We start from the raw sequence: 14595 nt of genomic DNA on the forward strand, positions 1-14595 counted from the left end.
AATCACAATGTTAGATAAAATAAAAGATCTTTACAGCGAAAGCATACAAACCCAGATTTCTGCTTCGAGCTTATTGCCCAATGCCATTTTTCAAGCAGTGCAAAACATTGTCGCCTGCCTATTGCGTGGCAATAAAATTATCGTCTGTGGGCAAGGACGATCTTATGCCAATGCACAGTTTCTGGTGGCGAACTTGCTCAACCGCTATGAGCTAGAAAGACCGAGCTTTCCTTCCGTGTTATTAAGTTTGGATAACGCCATTGGATCAGCGATTATTGCCGATCGCCCCAAGCAACAATTCTACCAACGCCAATTCAATGCAGTGGCACAACAAGGGGATCTGTTGGTGGTGTTTTCCCCCTTTGGCAATGAAGAAATGGTGCTAGACACAATTAATTCCGCACTAAATAAAGAAATTAGTGTCATAGCATTAACAGGCGCGAACAATGATCATATTCAAGGCTTTCTCACCGAACAGGATTTGGAAATCACCGCCCCAACGGTAAAAGAAAGCCGTATTTTGGAACATCATCTATTTATTATTAATACGATTTGTGAGTTAATTGATCATTCTCTTTTTTCTCATTCATAGATATCAACCCTTTATAGATAATCAAAAGGAGTACAACTAATGAAAACAAGGAATTTAAAAAAATTAGCCCTTATTCTCGGTACCGCATTTTTATTACAAGGCTGTGTAACCGCAACCGTTGCGGGTGTAGCGGGTGCAGCCGCCATTGGTACAAAAGTCGCCACCGATCCAAGAACAACAGGAACACAAGTTGATGATGAAGTTCTTGAAGAAAAAGTGCTAAGTGCAATCTATAAAGATGGGCAAATCAAAAGCGAAGGCCGTGTTAGCGTGGTGTCTTATAGCGGACGCATTTTGCTTATCGGCGAAGTACCAAATGAAAATTTAAAAGATCTCGCTACGGGATTAGCGGAAGGCGTGGACAATGTTTCCAAAGTGTATAACGAACTGCGTATTGGCTCACCTATTTCGGTATCGCAAATTGCTAAAGACAGCTGGATCACCACACAAATTAAATCCAAAATGTTTGTCAATTCAGGGGTAAAAGCCACCGATGTGAAAGTGATCACCGAAAATGGCGAAGTGTTCCTAATGGGCAATCTCACCGAAGAACAAGCCAATGCTGCCGCTGAAGTTGCAAGAAATGTTTCGGGCGTAGTAAAAGTGGTGAAAGTGTTTAACTATCTCAATTAATCTCACTAATATTTCTATTTCAATTTTGCCCTTAACCAGTTTAAGGGCAAAATTTGACAAAAAATCACCGCACTTTTCTACTTATTTTCCTGCTTGGCTACACAATTTGCTCAGTAATTTTCCTCCATCTCAAAACATTCCCTTTTTCATCTCTTTTATCCCTTAGGTTTAATCTAGTTCCCGACAAAAGCAAACGATTGCTTAAAATCCATTTTCAAGTATAATGCGCGCTATTTTTTATTACTCAGGAAAGCTTATGAACAACAACCTACTCTATTCCGTTGAAGACAAACCGCCTTTCGGGTTAAGTCTATTATTAGCCGCTCAGCATTTGCTTGCCGCCTTAGGGGGGATTATCGCTGTGCCATTGGTGATCGGGAATGTATTAAAATTACCCACCGAAGACACCATCACCTTAGTAAATGCAGCGCTACTTATTTCAGGTGTGGTAACCATTATTCAATGCCGTGGCTTAGGCCCAATCGGTATTCGCTTGCCAAGCGTAATGGGAACAAGTTTCACCTTTGTGGCCGCGGCTCTTGCCATTGGCTTTAGTGAAGATGGCGTTGCGGGGATTTTAGGGGCTTCGCTGGTGGGATCGTTGGTGATGATCATCGGTAGTTTCTTTATGCCTTATATCCGTAAATTATTCCCGCCTGTGGTAACAGGAACCGTAGTGATGATGATCGGTCTTAGCCTTATTCCTGTGGCGGTGGACTGGTTCGCTGGCGGACAACGCAACGATCCGAATTATGCCACGCCAGAAAACCTGATAATGGCAAGTTTCGTGTTAGTCATTGTGGTGATTTTAGTGCAATGGGGCAAAGGCATTTTTTCTGCTGCAGCCATTGTGATTGGAATGATGACAGGCTATGTGGTGGCTCTCGCCCTAGGTTGGGTGAATTTTGATGGGGTGAAACAAGCGCAAATTTTCGCCGTGCCACAACCGCTGCACTTTGGTTTATCTTTCCCTATCGCAGGAATTATTGGTATGTCCATCGCCTATTTGGTAACCATTGTGGAATCAAGCGGCAACTTCTTAGCCTTGGGGAACGCTACGAAAACGGAAATCACAGGGAAACATTTACGCGGCGGCGTGTTGTGTGATGGCTTAGGCTCAGCCCTTGCGGCGATTATGTCCACCACGCCATTTTCTTCTTTCTCACAAAATATCGGTGTGATTTCTCTTACTGGCGTGGCAAGTCGCTATGTGGTTGCTTTAACTGGGGCATTATTAGTGCTAGCAGGCTTATTCCCAGTATTTGGTGCGTTAATCGTGTCAATTCCACTGCCAGTACTTGGCGGTGCGGGCCTGATGATGTTCGCAATGATTATTGCCGCAGGTATTCAAATGTTAGATAGCATTGAACGCAGCAAACGCAACGGCTTAATCATCGCGATTTCCATTGGTTGTGGCTTAGCCGTAACCACTCGCCCAGAATTGCTCGAAAAACTGCCGCACTTTTTCAAAGAAGTGTTAGGTTCGGGCATTACTGTAGGATCCTTATTAGCGTTGATTTTAAATCTCATCTTACCGCAAGATAAGAAAGTAGCGAAAGCGCAATAATTCCCCTTTAATCTCTTTGAAATGGGTGAAATACAGGGTATTCACCCATTTTTTATAAAAATTTCAGTCATTTTTTTACCGCACTTTTTTTGTCTGCACGCCTAATATTATTGATATTGATCACCAATTTCGCTAAATCCCCAATAAAAGCGCGGTTATTTTTTACTCATTTTTGACTAATAAATTTTGCTATCGCCTATTGAAATGATAACGGTTATCAATTAAAATCCACCACCTTTATTTTATTCGCCGTAGGAAATCTTGTGTTTGAATTAGATTCAGTGTCTTTTGCGTTACCTGAAAAAGTGTTGTTGCAGCCTATTTCACTGCAATTCGGCACGGGAAAAATCTATGGCATTATTGGGCCAAATGGTTCGGGTAAATCTACCCTGATTAAACTCTTGGCACGTCAACAATTTCCTTCGAGCGGCACGTTACACTTTGCCAATCAACCTATTCAGCAATGGAAAAACAAAGCCTTTGCCCGTGAAGTGGCATATTTACCACAATATTTGCCGAACGCACAAAATTTAACGGTAAAAGGGCTGCTACAAATGGGGCGATATGCGTGGAATGGGCTGTTAGGACGCAATCCTAAACAAGATGAGCAAGCCATTCAAAATGCCCTTGAGTGGACGAATATGCAAGACTATGCCGATCAATTTGTGGATACTCTTTCCGGCGGCGAACGTTCTCGCGTTTGGCTTGCAATGTTGTTGGCACAACAAAGCCGCTTTTTATTATTAGATGAACCTTTGGCGGCATTGGATATTGCTCATCAAGTGGAAGTAATGCAACTTATCCAAAAGCTGGTGAAGCAGCTCAATTTAGGCGTAATCATTGTGATCCACGACATCAATCTTGCCGCGCGTTTTTGTGATGAACTCATCGCCTTACAATCAGGCAAATTATTAATGCAAGGCACGCCACAAGAGATTATGACTCCACAAGCCCTTGAGCAAATTTATCATATTGATCTGCAAGTGCAATCTCACCCTGTAGATCAGGTTCCTGTGGCGTTCTTTTAGGGGCAATAATGAAAAAATATGCTTACTTATTACACGCCCTTTGGCTTATTGTTACTTTGCCCGCGTTAGCGACACCAAAGGTTGCCACCTTAGATTGGACGATCGCCGAAACCTTACTCGGACTTGGCGTAACGCCCGTTGCCATAGGCGATAAACAAAGCTATCAGAACTGGGTGAGCGAACCTGCGTTACCACAAAGTGCGGTGGATTTAGGCACAAGATTACAACCTAATAAAGAATTATTGGCACAACTTGATATTGAAATTTTCCCCAATAGTGATATGTATTTCGCCACCGCACAAGCCAATTTGCCTTATTTGTCCAACGTAAAAACCTTGGATCTCGTTAATTTCTACCAAGCAGGCGATTTTTGGCAAAATCAACTTCAAGCAACACGCCAACTTGCCAGTGTGGTAGGTGTGGATTCCACGCCCTTAATTGATCAAACCGAAACCCTTTTTGCCGCACAAAAAGCCTTGCTCACCCCATTTCAAGCACGTCCTTTATTAATTGTACAATTTATTGATGGCCGTCATTTGCGTGTTTATGGCAAACAAAGTCTGCCCGGTGTAGTGCTAAGCCATTTAGGCTTACAAAATGCGTGGCAAGAAGAGGTAAATTTATGGGGATTTAGCCAAATTAGCCTAAATCAGCTCGCACAATTCCCCCACGCAAAATTGGTGATCATTAAGCCTTATCCGCAAAATGTACCACAAGAACTGGCGAGTAATAGCCTATGGCAAGCCTTGCCTTTAGCGAAAGATCCCCTGATTTTACCTGCCATTTGGACATTCGGCGCTCTGCCCTCTGCTCAGCGTTTAGCCCTTGCCTTAAGCCAAGGGTTACGTCAGCCACAAGGGGAAAGCCAATGGTGAAAATTCGTTTAATGCCAAGCCTTGGGCTGATTGCACTGGCGTTATTTGCATTGCTACTTTGGCAACAGCCCGAACAAAGTGAAACCAGCCAACTGCTGATTTTCAATTTCACCTTGCCGCGTGTGCTAATGGCAATCTTAGCAGGAGCGAGCCTAGGTGTGGCTTCGCTATTATTACAACAAATTATGAATAATTCGCTGGCTTCCGACAGCACCCTTGCCGTAAGCGGTGGCGCACAATTCGCCCTGTTTCTGGCTACCCTGTTTTTGCCAAATTTATTGCAATTCGGCACCACGCCGATAGCCTTTATTGGGGCATTATTCGCCTTAGGCTTAGTGCTATTACTGGCGTGGCGGCAAATGCTTTCGCCATTGTTGATCGTGCTTGCAGGGCTGGTGGTAAGTTTTTATCTTGGAGCGTTTTCTTCCCTTTTAATGCTGTTTTACCCTGAAGAAAGCCGTGGTTTGCTCGTGTGGGGCAGCGGCTCACTGGTACAGGAAAGCTGGTATGACAGCCTAACCCTGCTGCCGTTACTCGCCCTTGCCATTGTTGGCATTGTGCTACTTAGCCCTGCGTTACAAATTCTGCAATTACAAGAAAGTAACGCACAAAGTTTAGGCGTAAATGTGAAAAGAATCCGCCTGCTCGGCCTGTTGCTTGCCGCTTATTTAGTCGCCATTATCGTCAGTCGCGTAGGAATGATCGCCTTTATTGGCTTAGCCGCTACCACGCTCGCGCGGCAATATCCTGATTATCGCTTTAAGATTTTATTATGGCGAAGTGCCTATTTTTCGGGCGTGCTGTTATTGATCGCTGATTTAACCTTGCAACTGATCGAAAAACAATGGGGCGTAGGCTTGCCGACTGGCTCGGTTACCGCATTATTCGGTACGCCGTTGCTGTTGTGGCTAGTGTTTCGTCATCGCCAACAATATGGACGAGTGGTGGACAGTTCACCCCTTGGGCAAAATGCGTGGAAAAAAACATCATCAAAAAGCACCGCACTTTTACTTGGCTTGCTCTGCCTTGCGGGACTATGTTCGCTGTGGTTCGCACAAGGTCGCCACGGCTGGCAACTTGAATTAAACGAAACCCTCTTCGCTTTGCGTTTCCCTCGCTTGGTTTATGCCCTTTGTGCGGGGCTAATGCTCGCTTTGGCGGGAACGTTCTTACAACGCTTAAGCCGCAATCCAATGGCAAGCCCTGAATTACTGGGCATTACTTCCGGTGTGAGCTTTGGCGTGTTATTAGCGATTTTTGTTGCAGGGGCGAGCGTACTTAGCCAATATGTGTTATGGGGGGCGTTGGGAGCATTATTGATCTTAGGATTAATCTGGCTTATCAACCGCCGCAACGGCTTGCAACCTGATCAAGTGTTGCTCACAGGAATCAGCATTTCCGCCTTATTTGACGCCGTGCAACGCATACTTATCGCTAGCGGCGATCCCCGTGCGTGGCAATTATTAAGCTGGGGTTCGGGGTCGACCTATTACGCCAGCAATGAGGTAGCAATCCCTATGCTGATTATCGCGGCGGTACTTTTCGCCTTGAGCTTCATTTTTGTTCGCTGGCTAGATTTACTCAGCTTAAATAGCGTAGTGGCTCAATCCCTTGGGCTGAACCTTGTACAATCGCGTAGCATTTTGTTTTTATTTGCCATCTTACTCACCTTGCTCGCCACTTTAATTGTGGGATCGCTTAGTTTTATCGGCTTGCTTGCCCCGCATTTGGCATACAGCCTCGGCTTCCGCCACAGCAAAAACCAACTGTTGGCGGCAGGCTTATTAGGGGCAACGGTGATGATTATGGCGGATTGGCTCGGGCGACAGTTGTTGTTCCCTTATGAAATCCCGGCGGGCTTGGTTGCCACCTTGCTCGGTGGAACGTATTTTTTATGGCTGATGAAAAAAATCTAGCCATTGGCTTGACGGGAAAAGGCGTGCGTAAGCCTTGTTTTGCTGAACGTATCAGATTCGCTCAATGAAATTCGCTGTAATGCAAGATATTGTTCCAAAAACTAAAAAGTTATCGCCGTTTGCTTTCAACGGTTGAAATTGAACGGCAATATGGCGGAATTTTACACCGCACTTTGAAAATAGAGGTAGAAAAGTGCGGTCAGAAAATTCCACGTTTTTTTTATTTACAAAATAGGAGACATCAAATGAAAAAACTTACTCATCTCGCCTTAGTATGTAGCTTGGCGTTCCCTCTGGCAGGGCAAGCACACGATTTATGGGCATATGCACAACAAGCGGAAGCGGGCAAAGATTTGCTTGCGGTGCTTGGCTATGGCGATCGTTTTCCTGAAGGGGAAAAAATTGCTGAGGGGCGTTTAAATATTTTAAATCCGCTGGTGTTGCACAGTGCGGACGGCAAAAGCACTACCCTCACCCAAAAGGGCGAAAATTTTCACTATGTAACCACCAGCCCGTTGGCGAAAGCGGAATACAAAATTTCGGGCAGCTATAAACCGACATTTTGGTCGAAAAATGACAACGGCTGGAAGCGTGAAAATCTCACTCAAATGAAAGATGCCAATTACTGCGAAGAATCCAGTATGTTCGCTTCAACCTATGTGAACACGGGCGTTGATGTGAGCGACTTTGCCATTGCCCCAGTGGGATTACCGTTGGAAATCGTGCCATTGGTTGATCCAACCACGCTAAGCCCGATGGAAGTATTCCCCGTACAAGTGTTGTATCAAGGTCAGCCCGCAAAAGGCGTGAGCGTGATCGGCACAACCAACGAATTTACCAAACTTGATGAAAAAGCCGTTTACGATCACCGTGAACCGCAAGCTTTCTCTGGCAAAACGGACGCTCAAGGCAAGGTGAATTTCATTCCTGCTTTAGCGGGGACTTGGAAAATCAAGGCAATTTATGAAATGGATTACCCAGATCAAAAAGTGTGCCAAAAACGTAAACTTTATAGCACTTATACTTTTAAAGTGAAATAACCTTTTTCTTAACTGGCGTGTTCACCGCACGCCATTTTTTATTAACATAATAGGAGCTGTATGAAAGCAAATATTTTTAAACTCTCATTAATTTCCACCGCACTTTTCGCTGCAAGCCAAGGGGTTTTTGCAGAAGAGGTGGAACAGTTGGACGAAATTGATGTTGTTGGATCGGTGGCTAAAGCTGGTCGTGTTGAATTTTTATCACCAAAATCAGTAGATATAATTGATCAAACAACCCTACAAGACATCGGTGCGACACAACTTGATGAAGCTGTTCGCTATGAAAGTGGTGCATTATCACAAATTTATGGGGCAGATTTAGATGATAGTGATTGGTTAAAACTACGTGGTTTTGATGCAACCTTACGCTTAGATGGAACCGCTATTTACAAAGGTGGGTATTCTGGCTGGAACCCTGATTTATATGGTTTTGAATCTGTTGAGGTGGTGAAAGGTGCAGACTCATTGCTTTATGGCTCATCATCGACAGGCGGTGTCATTAACTTAATCAGCAAACGCCCGAAAAATCAAGATATGGGAGAAATTAATGTTTATGGTGGCAGCCGTTCTCAACGTGGCGTCAGCTTTGATGTAAATAAAGCCGTAAACGAAAATCTTTTCACTCGTTTTGTTGGTGATTATGAATATAAAAAAGGGGAGACTTTCGGAACTTGGCGTGAACGTTACTATTTTGCTCCAAGTTTAACTTGGTTAATTAGCGATAAAACAACTCTAACCTTACTTACTAGTGTGCAAAAAGATGTAGGTGTGCCAACAACATCATTCTATCCACTACTCGGTACACTTGATACTAGTAAAGGACGCATTTCACGCCGTACTAATTTAGGTGATCCAACCACAGATTATATGAATCGCCGTGCTTATTCTATTGGTTATGAATTAAGCCATGATTTTGGCGACAATCTCACGTTTAGCCAAAATTATCGTTATAGTGAAGAACAACGTGAGCAGTTAAGTGCTTACTATAGCTATGCAACGGCATTTCCGTTAATCCAACAAGGATCATTGTTTGTCGATGTGGCAACTCATAATCATACCTTAGACAATCGACTGACTAAAAAATGGCAATGGGATAATATTGAAAATACATTAACCGTAGGGATTGATTATCAACGCAGTAGTGCAAAAGGAAATTATGGTTATGGTAGCGGAAATAATATTAATGCACTATCACCGAACTATGCTGGTGTAGCAAAACCAAGCGTTCCCGCTTATCAAGTCAAACAATATCAATTAGGGGCTTACTTGCAAGACCAATTGAAAATTAATAATTGGTTACTAAGTGGTAGTATTCGACACGATAAAGCACGTGGTAATTCAGATACATTTGATACGAAAGAAAGTTATCACGTTAATAATACCTCTTATTCTGCTGGTTTAATGTACGCTGCAGAAAATGGAATTTCGCCTTATTATAGCTATTCACAATCTTTCCAACCAATTGCAGGCAATGATGGTGCAGGCACGTCCTATAAGCCAATTAAAGGCACACAACACGAAGTTGGGATTAAATATCTACCTACTTTTGTCGATGGAATTTTCTCTGCCGCTTATTTCCATTTAAAAGAAGAAAATAGTTTAGTGCAGACAAATGGTATTACTACACAAGTGGCTAAAAATATCAGTAAAGGCATTGAGTTAAGTGCTGATATGAAACTCACTGATAATATCTCAACAGCATTAACCTACACCTATACAAAAGCGAATGAAATTGGACCTTATACAGGAGTGCTAATCCGTAAACCAATTGTTCCACGCCATACTGCTACTGCAAGAGTCATGTATCAGTGGGAAAAACTCACCCTTGGAACCGGATTACGTTATACCGGAACTTCTACAGATGAAGCGGGAAATAAAGGCTATAAAGTACCTGCCGTAACTTTAGTTGATTTAATGGCGAAATATCAATTTAATGATAATTGGGTTTTGCGTGCTAACATCACTAATTTGACCGATAAACGCTATGTATCAGGCTGTTACTATAGCTGTTATTATGGGGAAGGACGTAAAGTCGAAGCCACGTTATCTTATAAATGGTAATGAAATAATTATATCTGTAGGGCTGATCTCTCAGCCCTTTTTCTTTCTGCGCAAAATCTGCTATGGTAAGCATTTCTCTCTCAATATAGGAAAACGGATGTTAAGCTATCTTAAAGAGCATTTTTTTACCCTAATTTTATGGCTAAAAAAACCAAGTAATGGGTTATGGCTCACGCCAATTTTAGGGGCGCTATTTGCCGTATTTTTGGCGCTTTTCTCAGCGTTGATTGAAAACCAAGCACTGCCGATAGATATAATGCCTGATATTAGCGAAGCATTGCTCAATGATATTCTCAGCATTATGGCATCAAGTATGCTGGCGGTGAGTACCTTTTCCCTTTCTATTATGGTTTCCGCCTTTTCGTCTGCTTCTAACGGCGCCACGCCAAGAGCCACGGAATTGGTGATGGGCGATAATACCACTCGCCTTGCCATTTCAAGTTTTATTTCCGCCTTTGTGTATGCGGTGATTGCCAAAATCACACTCGGAATGGGTTATTACAACGAAGCAGGACGCTTTGTGCTGTTTGTTGGCACAATTTGCGTGCTGATTTATTTAATCACTACCTTAATTACTTGGGTGAGCGCCTTATCACAACTCGGGCTATTAAATAATACCTTAGAAAAAATTGAAACGGCTTCGCAACAAGCTCTAATCAATTACTGGCAATATCCCAATATGGGGGCGAAATCTCTTGATAAAATCAGCTTTACTTATGCGATCCACGCCCATAAAACAGGCTATTTAAGCCATATCAATATGCAAAATTTGCAAGATTTTGCTGACAAAAATGAATGCGAAATTGAAATTGCCATTCAACCGGGAAAATTGGTTCATACGAATATGCCACTGGCTTATGTCAATAAATCCATTGAAGAAATGGCTCAGCTGCAAGAAAATTTTATTATCGAAAACAACCGCTCTTATGCACAAGATCCGAAATTTGGTTTGATCGTGTTAAGCGAAGTGGCGCAACGTGCTTTATCTCAAGCGGTGAACGATCCCGGCACGGCAATTAAAGTGATTAGCGTCTTATTGCGCTTACTACTTGATAGCAAAACTGAAAAACAAGCGGTGAAATATGATCGTCTGGCAATGTTAAATCTCAATGAACAAGAACTTGTTTTACAACCGTTCACGCCGATTTGTCGTGATGGAAGTGCAATGTTAGAAATTCACATCAAAGTACAAAAAGCACTCGCGGTGCTACGGACACAATCAGACAACCAAGCGATTCGCGAAGCAGCACTCAAACAAGCCAAAATAGATTTAGATTATGCGCTAAATGGGCTTTCCCTTGAAAGCGAGAAAACGCAGATCCAAGCTTTGCATCAGCATTTATTCTATTAAAGACATAAAAAAAACTGACCTTGGAAAACCAAGGTCAGCTTGTCTTTTTTATAGATTAATTATTTTGCATAAAGCGGAGCTGGGCCAACATTGCCTGCTTCATTTTTCACTTCTTCCGCTTTAACTAACTGACCAGATGACGAAATTTCAACACGGCGGTTGTCGCGTAAACAGTCTTTTAATGCTTGTCCTGTTACATCATTACAAGCTTTAACTGGATTTGCTTTACCATAACCCACTGCTTCAATGTTCGCAGTTACACCTTGTTGAATTAAACGTGCTTTAACACGATCTGCACGGCGTTGTGATAATTTCAAGTTATACGCATCTGAACCTAAACGGTCTGTATAGCCTGCAACTTTAACATCTTTCGCACCAGCTGTTTTAAGCTGAGCGGCTACATTATCAACAACTTCTAAACCTTTCGCTGAAAGGGTATCTTTATTGAAATCAAATAAGAAATCACCTTTTAAGCTGAAAGACAAGCTGCCATTACAGCCGTTTGGATACCAATAGAAGTTTTGTGCGTTCATATCTTTGTCAAATAAGATTTTGTATTGACAAATTTTGTGTTCGCCGTTTTCTTTGTAGTTAAATACATAGTCCCATTCGCGAACGCCAAATAAACCTTCTGAGAAATGTGGACGACCAATTAGGTTATAAATTTGGTCTTTGTTCATACCACGATTAATCATACGAACATTATCCCAATTTGGCCAAGAACCATATTGAGAACCATCGTGATTAAAACTAGAATCTTCAACCTTAGGCCAAACTAGGTTATCTGATGTACCTTCATCAGTAACCTTACTTAAGTTACCACAAGCTACTAATGTAGTCGCAGCAACCGCAGAGAATAAAAGATGTGATAATTTCATATTTTTACCTTAACACTGAATAAAATCATTACTGAAAATGAACGGAATGCTCAAATCGCATTTTGGTTCGGCCATATATAGTAAAGCTAATCACCAATAAAGTAAATTAACAAAACCCTTTACTACACGAAATCCCACAAGTTTTTTGTCAAATAATGTAAAGATAACGTTTTTTATATTTTACCCTTAATACAAAGTCCGCTCATTACGCTTCACCCAGCCCAACAACAGATTATCGGCGCTTTCTTCAGCTTGTTTTCCTAATTTCTGCACAAGAGATTTTTTCATTGTGTATTTCACTGAAAGCACGAGTTTGTCTTTAATGGCTTGTAAGATCAAATCATCGCTGGTGGCAATTTCATCGACTAAGTTTAATCCTAATGCCTGCTGACCAAACCAATGTTCTCCCGTGGCGATTTGTTCCACATCAATTTGTGGGCGGTGTTGGGCGACAAATTGTTTAAATAATTGATGAGTTTCATTTAACTCTTGTTGGAATTTTTCTTTGCCTTTTTCGGTGTTTTCGCCAAGTAAGGTTACCGTGCGTTTATATTCGCCTGCTGTCATCACGTCCACATCAACATCGTGTTTTTTCAGTAAACGATGAATATTCGGCACTTGCGCCACTACGCCAACTGAACCAATAATGGCAAAAGGTGCGGCAATAATTTTATCCGCCACGCACGCCATCATATAGCCACCGCTGGCGGCTACTTTATCCACGGCTACAGTTAATTTTATTTGATGCTGTTTCAAGCGCGCTAACTGAGAAGCCGCCAAGCCATAGCCGTGTACTACGCCACCAGGGCTTTCTAAACGCAGCAGCACTTCATCTTCAGGTTTAGCGACAGCGATAATGGCACTCACTTCTTCACGAAGTGCGGTGGTTTCTGAGGCAGAAATATCGCCTTTAAAACTCAACACAAATAAATGAGGCTTGCGTTCGTTTTCTAGATTCTCGCCCTTTTTGCGCTTTTCTTTTTCGGCTTTGGTTTTTTGTTTTTCTTCTTTTTTACGCGCTTTCTCTGCCTGTTTTAACGCATCTTCAGAAAGATGAAACTCTGCCAAACGCTTGGTGTTTTCTTCATATTCTTGCGATAAGTCGGTGATCACCAACTCCCCTGCTTGGTGAGATTTTTTCTGTTTAAACGCCATAATCATCGCAACAATCCCTGCGATAACCAATAACACAGTAAGAATTTCTAGAATAAATAAGCCATAGCCCATTGCTAATTCTGACCACATAAGCTGTCCTTTTTTGTTAAATAAAAATCAAAATGCGATCATAAAGCATTTCTGGCAAAGTGCAATTTTCCGCTGATTATTTACCATTAAGAAAAAATCTTTTTCCTTTTCTACCATTGTTCTAGAAAAAATTAGCTCTATAATGACCGCACTTTATGATAAGCACAGTTTAAGGATTTATTATGTCAAAAGTTCTTGTTTTAAAATCGAGTATTCTCGGCAATTATTCACAAACCAATCAACTTGCGGACTATCTTGTATCAAAATTACCCGCAGGAACAGAGGTGGTTGTGCGTGATTTAGGCGCTAATCCATTGCCACACTTTGATGGCGTTGCTGCCAATGCCTTGCGTGGTGAGCCAAAAACAGAACAAGATAAAGCATTGCTCACCCTTTCCGATGAGTTAGTGGCGGAATTAAAAGATGCGGATACCATTATTATCAATGCCCCAATGTACAACTTTAATATTCCAACTCAATTAAAAAGCTACATTGATTTCATTGCTCGTCCGCGTGTTACGTTCCAATACACAGAAAACGGCCCTGAAGGCTTAGTGAAAGGCAAAAAAGCGATTGTTTTAGCCTCTTTCGGTGGCGTACATCAAGGACAAGCCACAGATGTTATCACCCCTTATTTAAAAACATTCCTTGGCTTTATCGGCATTGATGATGTTGATTTTGTTTATGTGGAAGGCGTAGGTTCTGGCACAGAAGTCGCGGCAAAATCGCAAGAACAAGCTAGAGCGAAAGTGGATACATTGATTTAATCTTCAAATAAAAGGGCGAAAGCCCTTTTTTACTATTGATAGCATTGTCAAATGAGATTATATTAACGCCAATATCTAATCAAAAAATATAGGGATCTTATGTTTAAAAAAGAGCAAGGCTATGACGAATATGTTATTGAACAAGTCAATATTGCCCTTAAAGAAGTTCAAAACGGAAAATTAGTTTCGCTTGAACAATGCTTTGAAAATGCAGAAAAGGAACTTTATCAAGCACTTGCAGAAGTGAAAGATAATGCCGTCTATGCCTGATAAAAAAACTGTTCTGATCTCTCCTTTAGCAGAAAAAGATATTGCCAACATTATTCGTGGCGTTATTGATTACACTTCCCATTATTCAAGCGGTGAAAGTTTGCTCAACGCACTCCGCACTCAAATCACAATGTTAGGCTTCTTACCTAAAATGGGAAAGAAAGGTATTGTAGAAAATACTCGAGAAATTTTTTGCCGTAGCTATCGCATTATTTATACCGAAACTGCCACTGAAGTCATTATTCTGAAAGTCATCCACAGCCGCAGAAAATATCCATAAAATAAATAATTTATTTCAAGCTAAGATAGCGCTTGACAAAACCCTTTTGTACTAGTTTAATAGTGCATAATTATTTTATGCAAAAAAGG

The 14595-nt window shown here is 41.8% G+C and carries 14 protein-coding genes; 12 read left to right on the forward strand and 2 right to left on the reverse strand.

What is annotated here, in order from left to right; all coding sequences use genetic code 11:
- Nucleotides 1-7 precede the first annotated feature (7 nt).
- The 9 genes from L5B76_RS01935 to L5B76_RS01975 all read left to right on the forward strand — a co-directional run bounded on the left by L5B76_RS01935 (nt 8) and on the right by L5B76_RS01975 (nt 11066).
- Nucleotides 8-592, forward strand: a complete 585-nt coding sequence (locus L5B76_RS01935) for a D-sedoheptulose-7-phosphate isomerase (RefSeq protein WP_115249812.1) — start codon at nt 8-10, stop codon at nt 590-592.
- Between the two features lie 39 nt (nt 593-631).
- Nucleotides 632-1225 (forward strand): division/outer membrane stress-associated lipid-binding lipoprotein, encoded by a 594-nt coding sequence (gene dolP / locus L5B76_RS01940; protein ID WP_265754028.1) that lies wholly within the window; start codon nt 632-634, stop codon nt 1223-1225.
- Nucleotides 1226-1481: 256 nt separating this feature from the next.
- Entirely contained in the window at nt 1482-2792 is a 1311-nt protein-coding gene (locus tag L5B76_RS01945; protein WP_265754029.1) for a nucleobase:cation symporter-2 family protein, read from the forward strand.
- A 263-nt stretch (nt 2793-3055) separates the two neighbouring features.
- Nucleotides 3056-3820, forward strand: coding sequence for an ABC transporter ATP-binding protein (locus tag L5B76_RS01950; RefSeq protein ID WP_265754030.1), 765 nt, complete (start codon nt 3056-3058; stop codon nt 3818-3820).
- 8 nt (nt 3821-3828) lie between these two features.
- Nucleotides 3829-4695 carry an ABC transporter substrate-binding protein gene (locus L5B76_RS01955; protein WP_265754031.1) on the forward strand — a complete coding sequence of 289 codons (867 nt, stop codon included), beginning with the start codon at nt 3829-3831 and terminating at the stop codon, nt 4693-4695.
- Nucleotides 4689-6611, forward strand: coding sequence for a Fe(3+)-hydroxamate ABC transporter permease FhuB (fhuB, locus tag L5B76_RS01960; RefSeq protein WP_265754032.1), 1923 nt, complete (start codon nt 4689-4691; stop codon nt 6609-6611). Before L5B76_RS01955 ends, fhuB begins: the two co-directional genes overlap by 7 nt.
- Before the next feature lie 245 nt (nt 6612-6856).
- Nucleotides 6857-7651: a DUF4198 domain-containing protein gene (locus tag L5B76_RS01965; protein ID WP_265754033.1), complete on the forward strand. Its 795-nt coding sequence runs from the start codon at nt 6857-6859 to the stop codon at nt 7649-7651.
- Nucleotides 7652-7711: 60 nt separating this feature from the next.
- Complete coding sequence (locus tag L5B76_RS01970; protein WP_265754034.1) at nt 7712-9715, forward strand: TonB-dependent siderophore receptor; 2004 nt, start codon at nt 7712-7714, stop codon at nt 9713-9715.
- Between the two features lie 97 nt (nt 9716-9812).
- Nucleotides 9813-11066: a DUF2254 domain-containing protein gene (locus L5B76_RS01975; RefSeq protein ID WP_265754035.1), complete on the forward strand. Its 1254-nt coding sequence runs from the start codon at nt 9813-9815 to the stop codon at nt 11064-11066.
- Nucleotides 11067-11125: 59 nt separating this feature from the next.
- On the opposite strand, the gene L5B76_RS01980 is transcribed toward L5B76_RS01975, so the two are convergent.
- Both L5B76_RS01980 and sohB read right to left on the reverse strand, forming a co-directional pair.
- Nucleotides 11126-11944, reverse strand: coding sequence for an OmpA family protein (locus tag L5B76_RS01980; RefSeq protein WP_115249819.1), 819 nt, complete (start codon nt 11942-11944; stop codon nt 11126-11128).
- Between the two features lie 186 nt (nt 11945-12130).
- The gene (gene sohB, locus L5B76_RS01985; RefSeq protein ID WP_265754036.1) at nt 12131-13189 is read right to left on the reverse strand and encodes a protease SohB; all 1059 of its coding nucleotides are present in this window, start codon (nt 13187-13189) and stop codon (nt 12131-12133) included.
- 182 nt (nt 13190-13371) lie between these two features.
- Here sohB and L5B76_RS01990 point away from each other — a divergent pair, with 182 nt between their 5' ends.
- From L5B76_RS01990 to L5B76_RS02000, 3 genes are all read left to right on the forward strand, one after another.
- The gene (locus L5B76_RS01990; protein WP_265754037.1) at nt 13372-13956 is read left to right on the forward strand and encodes an FMN-dependent NADH-azoreductase; all 585 of its coding nucleotides are present in this window, start codon (nt 13372-13374) and stop codon (nt 13954-13956) included.
- A gap of 99 nt (nt 13957-14055) precedes the next feature.
- Nucleotides 14056-14226 carry a hypothetical protein gene (locus L5B76_RS01995; protein ID WP_265754038.1) on the forward strand — a complete coding sequence of 57 codons (171 nt, stop codon included), beginning with the start codon at nt 14056-14058 and terminating at the stop codon, nt 14224-14226.
- Nucleotides 14219-14506: a type II toxin-antitoxin system RelE/ParE family toxin gene (locus tag L5B76_RS02000; RefSeq protein WP_172459079.1), complete on the forward strand. Its 288-nt coding sequence runs from the start codon at nt 14219-14221 to the stop codon at nt 14504-14506. Before L5B76_RS01995 ends, L5B76_RS02000 begins: the two co-directional genes overlap by 8 nt.
- Nucleotides 14507-14595 lie beyond the last annotated feature (89 nt).

Source organism: Avibacterium sp. 21-594 (assembly GCF_026226815.1).
Taxonomy (GTDB): Bacteria; Pseudomonadota; Gammaproteobacteria; order Enterobacterales; family Pasteurellaceae; genus Avibacterium; species Avibacterium avium.